Origin of the sequence: Actinoplanes oryzae, assembly GCF_030757795.1 — a bacterium.
GTDB lineage: Bacteria > Actinomycetota > Actinomycetes > Mycobacteriales > Micromonosporaceae > Actinoplanes.
Map to the genome: position 1 here is coordinate 1 of NZ_JAUQWH010000206.1, position 14,071 is coordinate 14,071.

The following is a 14,071-nucleotide window of genomic DNA, read 5'->3' on the forward strand; positions in this document are numbered from 1 at the left end:
TCGACGGTGCGGCCGGCCGCGACCAGGGCCTGGCCGGCGACCTGCCCGCCGAAGACGCGCTGGGCGCCGACCTGGGGGCTGATGCCCTGGAACCGGTCGTCGGCCAGCTGCTTGAGATCGAGGACCTCGAGCAGCTGGTCGACGGCGGCCTGTCCGGTCAGTGGAGTCACACCGTGCTCGGAGCGACGGTCGCCGGGTCGACGAGGTCGCCGAGCCGGTGCACACGCAGGGTGTTGGTGGAGCCGGGGGCGTTGGGCGGGCTGCCGGCCACGACGACGACGTAGTCGCCGGGCTTGGCGAGGCCCAGGCCCAGCATCCGCTGGTCGACCTGGCGGAACATGTCGTCGGTGTGCTGGACGAAGTCGGTGAGGAACGTCTCGACACCCCACGACAGCGCCAGCTGGTCACGCACCTCGGCCACCGGCGTGAACGCGAACAGGGGCAGCTCGCAGTGCAGGCGGCTGAGGCGGCGTACGGTGTCGCCGGTCTGCGAGAACGCCACCAGCGCCTTCGCACCGATGTTGCGCGCGATCCGCACGGCGGCGATGGTCAGCGCGCCGCTGTGCGTACGGGGGTCGTGCTCCAGGTCCGGCACGTCGAACGGGCCGGCCTCGGTCGTGGTGACGATCTTCGCCATGGTGCTGACGGTGAGCACCGGGTACTTGCCGACCGACGTCTCGCCGGACAGCATGACCGCGTCGGTGCCGTCGAGCACGGCGTTCGCGACGTCGGAGGCCTCGGCGCGGGTGGGCCGCGAGTTCTCGATCATGGAGTCGAGCATCTGCGTGGCGACGATCACCGGCTTGGCGTTCTCGCGACAGAGCTGCACGGCCCGCTTCTGCACCAGCGGCACCTGGTCGAGCGGCATCTCGACGCCGAGGTCGCCCCGGGCGACCATGACCCCGTCGAAGGCGAGCACGATGGCCTCGAGGTGCTCGACGGCCTCCGGCTTCTCCACCTTGGCGATGACGGGGACGGTCCGGCCCTCTTCGGCCATGATCTGGTGCACGAGCTTGATGTCGTCGGGCGACCGCACGAACGAGAGCGCCACCAGGTCGACACCGAGGCCGAGGGCGAACCGCAGGTCCTCCTCGTCCTTCTCGCTCATCGCGGGCACGCTGACGGCCACGTTGGGCAGCGAGACACCCTTGTTGTTGGAGACCGGCCCGCCCTCGGTCACCAGGCACCGGATGTCATTACCCTCGACCGACGACACCTCGACGGCGACCTTGCCGTCGTCGATCAGCAGCCGGTCACCGACCTTGACCTCGTGCGGCAGCTTCTTGTACGTGCAGGAGACGCGCTCCTTCGTACCCAGGATCTCGTCACTGGTGATCGTCACCACGTCGCCGTTGTCCCACTGGTGCGGCCCGTCGGCGAACTTCCCGAGACGGATCTTCGGCCCCTGCAGGTCGGCGAGGACCGCCACGGCCCGGCCGGTCTGCTGAGCAGCGGCGCGCACCGTCTCGTACACCTTCTGGTGGTCCTCGTGGCTGCCGTGGCTGAAGTTCATGCGGGCCACGTCCATCCCGGCCTCGACCAGGCCGAGCATCCGCTCGGGGGAGGAGGTGGCGGGGCCCATCGTGCAGACGATCTTTGCGCGGCGTGTCACAGCCATCAGGCTAGTCTCTCTTCCGGATCGGCCCGCCGGCCGACCCCCGATCGGGGTGGTTGTGCAGCGCGGGCTTCGACGTCCGCGATCCGACCTCAGCTTATCGGTGATCCCTGTGCCGCCGGAGCCGAGTGGGCCACCTGCCACCCCGGTCACATTCCCGACCGTTGCACCGATCGCGGTCCGCGTTCACCGGCGATACATTCCGCGATGTCCGTACGACAGCGGGTCTGGGGCCGGAGGTCATCACGTGTCCGAATGGGGTCTTCTCGGCGACGTCCTGGCGGAATCCTCCGAGGGCCACGCGAGCGTCCGGAAAGCGACGGAGGAGGCGGCCGCGCTGCTCACGACGGTGCGCGACACCTTTCCCGCGTACACGCTGCACGACGAGCGGCACGCGCTCAACGTCGTCGACCTGATGAACAAACTGGCGAGCCCCCGGATCGAGCACGTGAATCCGCTGGAGGCGGCACTGCTCATCCTGTCGGCGTACTTCCACGACATCGGGATGGTCTACTCGGACGAGGACCGGGAGGCAATCCCGCACGAGGAAGAGTTCGAGCGTTTCCTGAAGCGGGACCCGGACGCCTTCCTGGCTGTCCATCGGAATGCCGGCGCGCCGACCACGGCGGTGCTCGAGAAGTACTGCCGGGAGCGGCACGCCGAGCGGGTCCGCGTTCATCTCGACCGGCTGGACCTCGCCCGGCCCGGCCTCCTCGACTGGGAGGGCATGTCACTGGTCGACACGCTGCACCGGCTCTGCCGCAGCCACAACGAACCCGCCGCGACGCTGCTCACGTCGGATTTCGGGGAGTTCCTGGGCACCGCGGATCTCCGGTTCTGCGCGATGCTCCTGCGGCTGGCCGACATCATGGACTTCGGGCGCAGCCGCGCACCCCGGATCATCCACGACTACCTCGGGCTGGCCACGCCGGGCAGCGCAGCAGCGGCGGAAAGCGCGGAGCACTGGCAGAAGCAGATGCACAGCCGGGGCTTCCTCTTCCCCAGCAGGAAGGCCGCCGACTGGCCGGAGATCTATCAGTTGGGGTACGCCGCCAATCCCCGCGACCCGTCGGTCGAGCACGCGATCCGGTCGTCGCTGCAAGACGTGCGCACGGAGCTGCAGCTCTGCCGGCCTGCCCGGGATCAATGTCGCGAGGAGCTGCGACGGCTTCCCCTCCCAGGAGAGATCGACACCCGGCAGATCGAGAGCAAGGGCTACACGTACGGCGGCTTCCGGTTCGAACTCGATCGCTCGTCGGTGCTCGAGATGTTCACCGGCGAGGAGCTGTACGAGGACAGATACGCGTTCTTGCGGGAGATGCTGCAGAACGCCATCGACACCGTGCTGGCCCGGGAGCGGATCCACGGCGCTTTCCCGGACCCCCGGGTCGACGTGACGTGCTGGGAGGACGCCGAGGGGTTCAGCTGGGTCCGCATCGACGACAACGGCATGGGGATGGACGAGCGTCTGCTGCGCGACTACTTTCTGCGGGTCGGCCGGTCCTACTACACCTCGGCGGAGTTCGAGGCCCAGCTCGTCCGGAAGGACCAGCAGAAACGGTTCGTGCCGATCAGCCGGTTCGGCATCGGGGTGCTGTCGTGCTTCCTCGCCGGTGACCGCGTCGAGGTGTCGACCCGGCATCTGCTGCGGGGCGGTGACGAACCCGAGACCGCCGAGCCTCTGCGCTTGTCGGTGAGGCGGGACCGGGACTTTTTCGTGCTGCGCCGGAAGGGGCAGGGGGTGGACGACATGCCCGCAGGCCCCCGGGGCGAGCGCGGCTTCCGCCGCCGGGCGGGAACGAGCATCGCCGTCCGCATCGACCCGCACCGCACCGGCATCCGCGCCGGCGAGATCGCCGCCAAGGTCGACACCTTTGTCCTCGCCCCGCCGATCAGCGTCACCGTCAACGGAGAACGGGTCGGCCGACACGCCGACGAAGAACTCCGCGCGGCCTGGCGCGCCGAGCCGATCGTGACCCGGATCGACACCGCGGACCGCAAGGCGGACACCAACGGCTTCCCGTATCTCGGCCACCTGGATGTCGTCTCTGTCCCCTTGGATCTCGACCGGACATCGACGGTCACCGGCGTCGGTGGGAAGCTGACCGCGCTCCTTGCCATGGCGGCTCCCCCGGAGGGTGGGAATGCGGAGGACCTCCTGTCGGGTTGGCCGGAGCAGCCCGATGGCGTGGCCACGCCACTCAGCGACGCCGTCGCGTCGACTCGCTGCCACATTGACCTGTACTCACCCACCTTCGCACCGTCCATAGAAATCGATGTCGTACGGCCTCTTCGTTCCGCCAGAATGGCGGAAGCGCTGGAGGCATTGAACAGGTATGCCGAGTCTCCGGTGCCGGTTCTCCGACGTGACACCGAGTCCTCCCACGTCCGGGCACTGCTCGATTCTCCGGTCAGCTTCCGTGCCGCGCTCGCCGCCTTGCGCGTCCAGAGTCGCGCGAGCTTCAGCGCCACCTATGAAGAGCTGGGAATTCCGCACCTAGCTGCGTTCAGAGAGCGGGAAGGCCGGACCCGGTGGTCGCACCACGGCATAGTCCTACCGGCTGGCGAAGCGCACGGGCCCTTGTTCGGCTCAGTCACTTTCAGCGATGCTGTCTTGATGGGCGTGTTGACACTCGGCGGTGCGCTCCGTCCCGACCTGAATGTGTCCCGCGGGGCGGTGCGGGCCGTTTCCTTCCCGCTCCACTCCGCGATTCATCTCGCCGTTCGCCTGGCCCTGCGCGTCTCGTCCGCTCCAGCCGCCGCCGTGGAGATGCTGGAAGAACTGGACCTGATCGGGAAGGAACCGGGGGAACCATGCACCATCGCGACGGTACGCACAGACCCGCTCGTCGCCGGTGGTTCGTGGAACGACGAGGACGTCATCTCCACGTCCCGGGGCCGGACCAGCGTCAACGCGCTGCTGGCGGCGGCCGCGCGCGGTAAGGAAATAGTAATACACCGCCCATTCCGGGCGCCTTGGGGCCGGAACGAATGGTCCTTCTTTACCGAACTGGAAGCCGCACTGCTGCACTTGTTCGTCCCGTTGGAACTTGTCCCGGGTCCCGGCAATGCCTATCTGACGACCAGGCAGGGAGCCTGGTCTGCGATGCAGATCTCGGAGCTTCTTCGTCCCCTGTACGCCGTTCCTTTCCGGGCGCCCGCAACGGTCGCGATGGTGCACGGGTATTTCAACGCCGCTCACCCACTGGTCACCTGGATCTCCGACCATGCCGCGCCGCTGGCTCGGGACTTCCCGATCCCGTTTCGGCAGCTGACCTCGGCGAACCCGGCCTCCGTCGGGGTCGAGGGGGTGAACGCGGCGCTCAAGCAGGTGAGGGACGCGCGAACGGACATTCCCGAACCACCGCCGGAGGCATACCTCGAAGCAGATGAGAACGGATGGTGGGTCTCGCGTGACTAGCCCGGCGCCGGTGGACAAGGTGACCGCTTTTGAGGTGGAGCGGTACAAGTACATTCTGCAGCAGCTGCACACCGTCAACGAGAACGTCTATCGCTTCCTCGCGATCTATCAGACGCTGGCGACGGTGCTGGTCGGGGCGGCGCTCACGCTTTTCGTGCGGTACGAGGACTGGGGCATCCGGCCCGGGCTCGCGCGGATCGGGGTGGTGGCGCTGCTGCTGCTGGTCAGCGTCATCGCGCTTTTCACCGCGCTGCTCATTGTCATTGGGATTTTCACGTGGCTGGACTATCGGCGGGAGGAGTGTGAGGTGACGACCCGGGCGGTCGACAAGGACTTCCGGCGGCCGCCGGATCCGCGGAACTTCTGGCGGTGGTACGAGACGTGGATCGTGGGGTTCATCGTGGGGTCGATGGCGTTCATGTGGCTCGCCGCCGGCCTGGTCGTGATTCCGGCGATCGGGTGAGCGAGCCCGGGCGCGATCACGTCGGCGTGGGGGTGGGCGCCTACGTGGTCAACGACCGGCAGGAGGTCTTTCTGGCGCGGCGGGGACCCCTGGCCCGGAACGAGAGGGGCTGCTGGGAGTTTCCGGGCGGGACCGTCGAGTTCGGAGAGACGCTCGAGGACGCCGTGCGCCGGGAGATGCGGGAGGAGTACGGCATGGAGGTCGCGGTCGAGGGGCTGCTCGGCGTGGATGATCACATGGTCGAGGGGCAGCACTGGGTGTCGGTGTCGTTTCTCGCGCGGTGGCGGAGCGGGACGCCGGAGATTCGGGAGCCCGGCAAGTGCACGGCCGTCGGCTGGTTCGCGGACGACCAGCTGCCTCAGCCGCTTTCCGTGGCGAGCGAGGCGACTCTGCGGTCGCGGCGCAGGTAGCCGACGGCCCGCGATCAGGTGCGCGCCGATCAGGGGTCCGGCCAGGGCAACGACCCGGGGGTACGCCGCCTCGGCGCGCAAGAAAGGCCCGGCGGGGAAACCCCGCCGGGCCCTGGGGCGCAGCGTTCTAGCGGGTCGCGGCGAGGGGCTGCGACGACGGGCGTACGGGGGCCGGCAGCTCACCGGCACCGCCCAGGTACTGGTGGATCGCCGAGGCGGCCGAGCGGCCCTCCGCGATCGCCCACACGATCAGCGACGCGCCCTTGTGCATGTCGCCGGCGATGAAGACGCCCGGGGCGGCCTGCCAGCCTGGGTCGGTGTCGACCGCGCCGCGCTTGTTGCGGGTGACGCCGAGTTCGGCCAGGAAGGGCTGGTCCTCGGTGCCCTCGAAGCCGATGGCGAGCAGAACCAGCTGGGCCGGCAGGTCGCGCTGGGAGCCCTCGGTGACGGTGACCGTGCGGACGCCGTCGATGCGCTCGACCACCACGTCGGCGATGCGGACGGCCGCCACGTTGCCGTCGCCGTCGTCGACGAACTCCTGGACGGCGACGCCGAAGACGCGGTCGCCGCCCTCCTCGTGGGCCGGGTAGTTGCGGAGGATGACCGGCCAGGTCGGCCACGGGTGCAGGGCCGCGGCGCGGGTCTCCGGGGGCAGCGGGTACTGGTCGAGCTGGATGACGTTCTTGGCACCCTGGCGGTGGGCGACGCCGAGGCAGTCGGCGCCGGTGTCGCCGCCGCCGATGATGACGACGTCCTTGCCGGCCGCGTCGATGGAGGCGAACGGTTCCAGCTGGGCGACGACCCGGTTGGCGGGCACGAGGTGCTCCATCGCCAGGTGTACGCCGTTCAGCGCCCGGCCCGGCGTCTCGGCAGCGTCCCGCCCGGCGAGCGCGCCGCACGCCAGCAGCACCGCGTCGAACTGCGCGCGCAGTTCCGAGGCGGTGATGTCGACGCCGACGTTCACGCCGGTGCGGAAGACGACGCCTTCGGCCTCCATCTGGGCGAGGCGGTCGTCGATGCGCTCCTTCTCCAGCTTGAAGTCGGGGATGCCGTAGCGCAGCAGGCCGCCGATCCGGTCGTCGCGCTCGAAGACCGTCACGTCGTGCCCGGCGCGCGCCAGCTGCTGGGCGGCGGCGAGCCCGGCCGGGCCCGAGCCGACGACGGCGACCGACTTGCCGGACCGGGACGTGGCGATCTGCGGCTGGACGTACCCGTGGTCGAAGGCGTGGTTGGCGATCTCCACCTCGACCTGCTTGATGGTGACCGGGTCGTCGGCGATGCCGAGGACGCAGGCTGCCTCGCACGGCGCGGGGCACAGCCGCCCGGTGAACTCCGGGAAGTTGTTCGTCGCGTGCAGGCTCTCCGCGGCGGCCGCCCAGGTGCCCGTACGGACCAGGTCGTTCCAGTCCGGGATGCGGTTGCCGAGCGGGCAGCCCTCGTGGCAGAACGGGATGCCGCAGTCCATGCAGCGTGTCGCCTGCTCGCGGATGAGCTCCTCGCCCGCGGGCGGGTAGACCTCGCGCCAGTCCCGGATGCGCACCGGCACGGGCCGGCGCTTGGGCAGCTGACGCTCGTAGCGCAGGAAACCGTTCGGGTCAGGCACGGACAACCCCCATGACAGCCTCGTCGACGTTGCGACCGGCAGCCTCGGCGGTCTTGATCAGTTCCATGACTCGCTTGTAGTCGCGCGGCACGACAGCCGTGAAGCGCGACACGGCGGCCGGCCAGTCCTCCAGCAGCGCTGCCGCCACCGCGGAGCCGGTTTCGGACAAATGCCGCCTCACAAGAGCTTCCACCGTCAAGGCCTCGTCGGCCGTCAGCGGCGCGAGATCCACCAGTTCCGGGTTGACCCGCGAAGAAGAGAGATCCAGCAGGAAGGCTGTGCCCCCGCTCATGCCGGCCGCGAAGTTGCGGCCGATCGAGCCGAGCACCACCACGGTCCCCCCGGTCATGTACTCGCAGCCGTGGTCACCGATGCCCTCGACCACGGCCGCGGCCCCCGAGTTGCGCACCGCGAAGCGCTCCCCGGCGCGGCCGCGCAGGAACAGCTCGCCGCCCGTGGCCCCGTACAGGATGGTGTTGCCGGCGATGGTGTTCTCCTCCGCGACGAACGGCGCGCGCTCGTCGGGGCGGATCGCGATGCGGCCGCCGGACAGGCCCTTGGCGACGTAGTCGTTCGTGTCGCCGATCAGCCGCAGGGTCACACCGCGCGGCAGGAACGCGCCGAACGACTGGCCGCCGGTGCCCCGCAGGGTGAAGGCGATCGTGTCGTCGGGCAGGCCGTTGCCGCCGTAGCGGCGGGTGACCTCGCCGCCGAGCATCGCGCCGACGCTGCGGTGGTCGTTGCGCACGACGACCTCGGCGCGGACCTCGGTGCCGTCGGTGAGGGCCGGCTGGGCGAGCGCGATGAGCTCGTTGTCCAGCGACTTGTCGAGGCCGTGGTCCTGGGCGACGACGCCGCGGCGGGACGCGCCCTCCGCCAGCTCCGGCACGAACAGCACCGGGCCCAGGTCGAGGCCCTTGGCCTTCCAGTGGTGCAGCGCCGGCGCCACGTCGAGCACCTCGGCGTGCCCGATCGCCTCGTCGATGCTGCGGAAGCCCAGCTCGGCCAGGTAGCCGCGGACCTCCTCGGCGATGAACATGAAGAAGTTCTCCACGAACTCGGGCTTGCCGCTGTAGCGCTCGCGCAGCACCGGGTTCTGCGTGGCGATGCCCACGGGACAGGTGTCCAGGTGACAGACGCGCATCATGATGCAGCCCGACACGATCAGCGGCGCGGTCGCGAAGCCGAACTCCTCGGCACCGAGCAGAGCGGCGATCAGGACGTCACGCCCCGTCTTCAACTGCCCGTCCACTTGTACGGTCACCCGGTCGCGCAGCTTGTTCAGCAGCAGCGTCTGCTGGGCCTCCGCCAGCCCCAGCTCCCACGGCGTGCCCGCGTGCTTGAGCGAGTTGAGCGGCGAGGCGCCCGTACCCCCGTCGTGTCCCGAGATCAGGATCACGTCGGCCTTGAGCTTCGCCACGCCCGCCGCGACCGTGCCCACGCCGATCTCGGAGACCAGCTTGACGTGCACGCGCGACTGCGGGTTGACGCTCTTGAGGTCGTGGACCAGCTGGGCCAGGTCCTCGATGGAGTAGATGTCGTGGTGCGGCGGCGGCGAGATCAGCCCGACGCCCGGGGTGGCGTGGCGCGTCTTGGCGATCCACGGCCACACCTTGTTGCCCGGCAGCTGCCCGCCCTCGCCCGGCTTCGCGCCCTGCGCCATCTTGATCTGCAGGTCGTCGGCGTTCACGAGGTATTCGCTCGTGACCCCGAAGCGGCCGGACGCGATCTGCTTGACGCTGGACCGGCGCGCCGGGTCGTAGAGCCGCTCGACGTCCTCGCCGCCCTCGCCGGTGTTCGACTTGCCGCCGAGGTTGTTCATCGCGATCGCGAGGGTCTCGTGCGACTCGGCGGAGATCGAGCCGTAGGACATCGCGCCGGTCGCGAAGCGCTTCACGATCTCCGACGCGGGCTCGACCTCGTCCAGGGGTACGGGCGGCCGGTCCGGCTTGAGCGTGAAGAGGCCGCGCAGGTGACCCGCCTCCGCCGCGAGCCCGTCCACCTTGGACGTGTACTGCTTGAAGACGTCGTACTGCTTGCTGCGCGTCGCGTGCTGCAGCAGGAAGACCGTCTCGGGGTTGAAGAGGTGGATCTCGCCCTCGCGGCGCCACTGGTACTCGCCGCCGACCTCGAGGCGGCGGTGGCTGCGCTCGGCCGGGTTCGACGGGTACGCCTTGGCGTGCCGCGCCGCGACCTCCGCGTGGATCTCGGCCAGCCCGGAGCCGCCGATGCGCCCGGACGTGCCCGCGAAGTAGCGCTGCAGCAGCTGGTTGTCCAGGCCGACGGCCTCGAACACCTGCGCGCCGCAGTACGACGACACGGTCGAGATGCCCATCTTGGACATGATCTTCAGGACGCCCTTGCCGAGCGCCTTGACGTAGTTGCGGACCGCCTTCTTCGACTCGACGCCCGCCAGGATGCCCGTCGCGATGAGGTCGTCGACGCTCTCGAACGCCAGGTACGGGTTGACCGCCGCGGCGCCGTAGCCGATGAGCACGGCCGCGTGGTGCACCTCCCGGCAGTCCCCGCTCTCGACGACCAGCGCGACCTGGGTGCGGGTCTGCTCGCGGACGAGATGCTGGTGCACCGCGGCGGTCAGCAGCAGCGACGGGATCGGCGCGAGATCGGCGTTGGAGTCGCGGTCGGACAGCACCAGGATGCGGACGCCGTCCTCGATCGCCTCCGAGACGTGCCGGCAGATCTGGGTCAGCCGGGCCTTGATCCCCTCGGCGCCGTCGCGCAGCGGGTAGAGCCCCGACACCCGGACCGCCTTGAAGCCCGGCAGGTCGCCGTCCTCGTCGATGGAGAGCAGCTTGGCCAGCTCGTCGTTGTCGAGGATCGGGTAGGGCAGCACGATCTGCCGGCAGCTCGCCGGGCCCGGGTCGAGCAGGTTGCCCTCGGGCCCGATGGTCGTCGACAGGCTGGTCACCAGCTCCTCGCGGATGGCGTCCAGCGGCGGGTTGGTCACCTGCGCGAAAAGCTGGTGGAAGTAGTCGAACAGCAGCCGCGGCCGGGTCGACAGGGGCGAGATCGGCGTGTCCGTGCCCATCGACCCCAGCGGCTCGGCACCGGTCCGGGCCATCGGCGCGACCAGGATCTTCAGCTCCTCCTCGGAGTAGCCGAAGACCTGCTGGCGGCGCAGCACCGAGTCGTGCGTGTAGATGACGTGCTCGCGCGGCGGCAGGTCGTCGAGCTCCAGCAGCCCCGCGTGCAGCCACTCGTCGTACGGCTCGGCGGCGGCCAGCTCGGCCTTGATCTCGTCGTCGTGCACGATCCGGCCGGCCTCGGTGTCGACCAGGAACATGCGGCCCGGCTGCAGGCGGCCCTTGGCCACCACGGTCGCGGGGTCGAGGTCGAGCACGCCCGCCTCGGAGCCCAGCACGACCAGGCCGTCGCTGGTGTGCCACCAGCGGCCCGGGCGCAGGCCGTTGCGGTCGAGCACCGCGCCGATGATCGTGCCGTCGGTGAACGCCACGCTCGCCGGGCCGTCCCACGGCTCCATCAGGCTCGCGTGGAAGCGGTAGAACGCGCGGCGGGCCGGGTCCATGGCCGGGTCGTTCTCCCACGCCTCCGGGATCATCATCAGCACGGCGTGCGGCAGGCTGCGGCCGGACAGGTGCAGCAGCTCCAGCACGGCGTCGAAGTTCGCCGAGTCCGACGCCTCGGGCGTGCAGATCGGGAAGAGCCGCTTGATGCTGCCCGGCAGGTTCGGCGACGCCAGCAGCGCCTCGCGGGCGGCCATCCAGTTCTTGTTGCCGCGGATGGTGTTGATCTCGCCGTTGTGCGCGATGAACCGGTACGGGTGGGCGAGCGGCCACGACGGGAACGTGTTCGTCGAGAAGCGCGAGTGCACGAGCGCGATGGCGCTGTCGATCCGCTCGTCGGTCAGGTCGGGGAAGAACTCCGGCAGCTGGTCCGGGGTGAGCATGCCCTTGAAGGTCATCGTGCGCGACGACAGCGACGGGAAGTACGCCGCGATGCCGCGCTGCTGCGTCTCCCGCTCGGCCTGCTTGCGGATGCAGAACGCGACGACGTCGAGCTCCTGGCCGCTCAGCTGCTCCCGGGCCCCGGTCAGCCGGGACGCGGCGATGAAGACCTGCTTGATGGCCGGGCGCGCCGCCTCGGCCGTGGCGCCCAGCCCGGACGGGTCCACCGGCACGTCGCGCCAGCCGAGGATGTCGGCGCCCTCGACGAGCGCGTACTTCTCGAACACGGCGATCGCCCGCGCGGCGTCGGCCTCGTCGGTCGGCAGGAACACGTGGCCGGTGGCGTAGGAGCCGGGCGCCGGCAGCTCGAAGTCGACGACCGCACGCAGGAACGCGTCCGGCACCTGGATCATGATGCCGGCGCCGTCGCCCGTGTTGTACTCGGCGCCGCGCGCGCCACGGTGGTCCAGCCGGATCAGCGCGGACAGGCCCTTGGCGACGACGTCGTGCGACCGCCGGCCATGGAGGTCAGCCACGAACGCGACGCCACAGGCGTCGCGTTCGTTGGCCGGGTCGTAGAGCCCTTGCGGGGTCGGCCGAAGGTTCCTGTTTTCCGCCGCGGTCGTGTTCAGCGGGTGCGGAAATGCCACCGGGCCTCCGATCGTCACGTTTATTTCCTGCTGAGGTCGGGACGACGTCGGCCCTGCAAAGTCTCTCGATACTACGTTAGTCGCCGGGCGGGTCCGCCAGGTGCGGATGGATCACACTTCGGCGGGGCGAGTCGGTTAGTCTCGCGCGGTGGCGCTAGAGGATACCGACATCTTTGCCCGGCTGGAACGTTTCTACGACGCCGTGCCCCGAGACGCCGCGGTGGCGGAGGACATCGGGGACTTCGTGCTCTTCGTCCGCGAGGGCGCGGGGTGGCCCTTCTACGCCCGGCCCCGGCTCTCGTTGCGGCAGGGCCTCGGCGGTGACACCCTTTCCGCCGCCGATATTACTGCGGTCCGGGCACGGCAGCGTGAACTGGGCGTCCCCGAGGCGTTCGAATGGGTCCACGAGACGACCCCGGACCTGCTCGCGGTGGCCCGGTCCGCGGGGCTCGACGTGCTGCTCGCCCCGCTCATGGTGCTGGAACGCGCCGCGCTGGTGCCCGATCTGCCCGTACCCGGGGCCGTCGTCCGCCTCCTCGACCCCGCCGCGCCGGGCTTCCCCGCCGAGCTCGCCGCCGGGCGCGCCGTGGCCGGCCTCGGCTTCGCCACCCCCGCCTCGGCCCCCAGCACGGCGACCGCGGGCGCCCTCACGATCGAACCCGCCGGCCCGGCCCAGCGCGACGCGGTCCCGCCACCGGACCCCGGGGCCCTCGCCGACCAGGTACGCGCCCACCGCGCCGGCAAGGTCTTCAGCGCCGTCGCCGACGCCCCCGGGGCCGGGGTGCTCGCGGTCGGCTCGATCCAGCGCCACGGCGGGGTGGCCGAGGTGGTCGGCGTGGCGACCCTGCCCGCGGCCCGCAACCGGGGGTACGCCTCCCAGCTGACCGCCGCCCTCGCGCGCAAGGCCCTGGACGAGGGCGACGATGTGGTCTTTCTCTCGGCCGGCGACGAGGACGTGGCGCGCCTCTACTCCCGGCTCGGCTTCCGCCGCGTCGGCACGGCCTGCATCGGCACGCCGGCCTCCGCGCCGATGTAGCGGGCGGGACCGAGCCGCACGCACGTCACGACGCTGTCGTCCCCGGTCGGCCGGCCGCTCGTCATCGTCTCCAGCAGGCAGTCGCACCAGTGCCCGGGCCGCCGGCCGGCGATCGTGCCCGCCGCCGCCCGGAGCCGCTCCAGCCCGGCGTCCAGGGTCTCGGTGCGCCGCTCGACGAGGCCGTCGGAGTACCACACCAGCATCGTGCCGGGCGCGACGACAATCTGGGCCTGCGGGCGGCGGCCGGCCGCCCGCGGCAGCGGCTCCGACAGCGCGTCCCACAGGTAGGCGGCCTCGCCGCCGGTGACCAGCAGCGGCGGCGGGTGCCCGGCGCGGGCGTGGCACAGCAGGCCGGCCGCCGGGTCGTACTCGGCGTAGCCCACGGTCACGTAGCCGGCGCCGGGGATCGACGGGCACAGCTCGTCGAGCTCGCCGAGGATGTCGGCGGGCCCGGCGCCCTTGCGCGCGATCCACCGGACGTACTGCTGCAGCCGGCCCATCGCGACCGCGGCGGTGAGCCCGTGGCCGATGACGTCGCCCACGACGATGCCGACCCGGCCGGCGGGCAGGGCGAAGACGTCGTACCAGTCGCCGCCGACGTCCTGTCCCCGGGTGGCCGGGAGATAGCGGGCCGCGGCGGACACGCCCGGCAGGTCCGCCATGATGGCCGGCAGCAGGGCCCGCTGCAGCTGATGCGCCGCCCGCCGCTCGTTCTCGAACAGCTCCGCCCGCTGCAGTGCCTGGCCGCCCAGGGCCGCCAGGGTGCGGGCGGCGGCGTCCCCGAGGGCCGGCTCCGCGGGCGCCAGGGCGGCGGGACCGTCGCGGGTCAGCACCTCGTTGACCTCGGCGACGGTGGCGGCGCCGGAGAGGCGGGCGGTCACCTGCTGCAGCGCCTGCCACTGGCGGCGGGCGTGCGTCTCGCGCTGGGACTGCTCCCGGGCCCGGTC

8 protein-coding genes and 1 pseudogene are annotated in these 14,071 nt (G+C 70.8%); 4 read left to right on the forward strand and 5 right to left on the reverse strand.

Annotated features, from left to right (window positions below):
- A pseudogene (locus RBH18_RS38885) lies at positions 1–170 on the reverse strand (acyl-CoA thioesterase II); the annotation flags it as partial.
- Positions 167–1,618 carry a pyruvate kinase gene (pyk, locus tag RBH18_RS38890; RefSeq protein ID WP_306215517.1) on the reverse strand — a complete coding sequence of 484 codons (1,452 nt, stop codon included), beginning with the start codon at positions 1,616–1,618 and terminating at the stop codon, positions 167–169. The pseudogene RBH18_RS38885 and the gene pyk, both read right to left, overlap by 4 nt.
- Positions 1,619–1,862: 244 nt before the next feature.
- Between pyk and RBH18_RS38895 the strand changes: the two genes are divergently transcribed.
- From RBH18_RS38895 to RBH18_RS38905, 3 genes are read left to right on the forward strand one after another with little or no spacing between them, the layout of a single operon-like run.
- Entirely contained in the window at positions 1,863–5,036 is a 3,174-nt protein-coding gene (locus tag RBH18_RS38895) for an HD domain-containing protein (protein ID WP_306215518.1), read from the forward strand.
- Positions 5,029–5,499, forward strand: coding sequence for a hypothetical protein (locus tag RBH18_RS38900; protein WP_306215519.1), 471 nt, complete (start codon positions 5,029–5,031; stop codon positions 5,497–5,499). The genes RBH18_RS38895 and RBH18_RS38900 overlap by 8 nt, the downstream gene beginning before the upstream one ends.
- Positions 5,496–5,909, forward strand: a complete 414-nt coding sequence (locus RBH18_RS38905; protein WP_306215520.1) for an NUDIX domain-containing protein — start codon at positions 5,496–5,498, stop codon at positions 5,907–5,909. Before RBH18_RS38900 ends, RBH18_RS38905 begins: the two co-directional genes overlap by 4 nt.
- Before the next feature lie 127 nt (positions 5,910–6,036).
- On the opposite strand, the gene RBH18_RS38910 is transcribed toward RBH18_RS38905, so the two are convergent.
- Together RBH18_RS38910 and gltB are read right to left on the reverse strand one after the other, a co-directional pair.
- Complete coding sequence (locus RBH18_RS38910; RefSeq protein WP_306215521.1) at positions 6,037–7,512, reverse strand: glutamate synthase subunit beta; 1,476 nt, start codon at positions 7,510–7,512, stop codon at positions 6,037–6,039.
- Positions 7,505–12,070 carry a glutamate synthase large subunit gene (gltB, locus tag RBH18_RS38915; protein ID WP_306215524.1) on the reverse strand — a complete coding sequence of 1,522 codons (4,566 nt, stop codon included), beginning with the start codon at positions 12,068–12,070 and terminating at the stop codon, positions 7,505–7,507. Before gltB ends, RBH18_RS38910 begins: the two co-directional genes overlap by 8 nt.
- A gap of 166 nt (positions 12,071–12,236) precedes the next feature.
- Here gltB and RBH18_RS38920 point away from each other — a divergent pair, with 166 nt between their 5' ends.
- Positions 12,237–13,124: a GNAT family N-acetyltransferase gene (locus tag RBH18_RS38920; RefSeq protein WP_306215522.1), complete on the forward strand. Its 888-nt coding sequence runs from the start codon at positions 12,237–12,239 to the stop codon at positions 13,122–13,124.
- On the opposite strand, the gene RBH18_RS38925 is transcribed toward RBH18_RS38920, so the two are convergent.
- Positions 13,055–14,071 (reverse strand): PP2C family protein-serine/threonine phosphatase (locus RBH18_RS38925; protein ID WP_306215523.1); only part of this gene is annotated, 1,017 nt, incomplete at its 5' end. The two genes, RBH18_RS38920 and RBH18_RS38925, sit on opposite strands and share 70 nt — an antisense overlap.

Excerpts from the sequence above, each read along its gene's own strand:
- pyk (WP_306215517.1), bottom strand. The coding sequence starts at position 1,618 with ATGGCTGTGACACGCCGCGCAAAGATCGTCTGCACGATGGGCCCCGCC.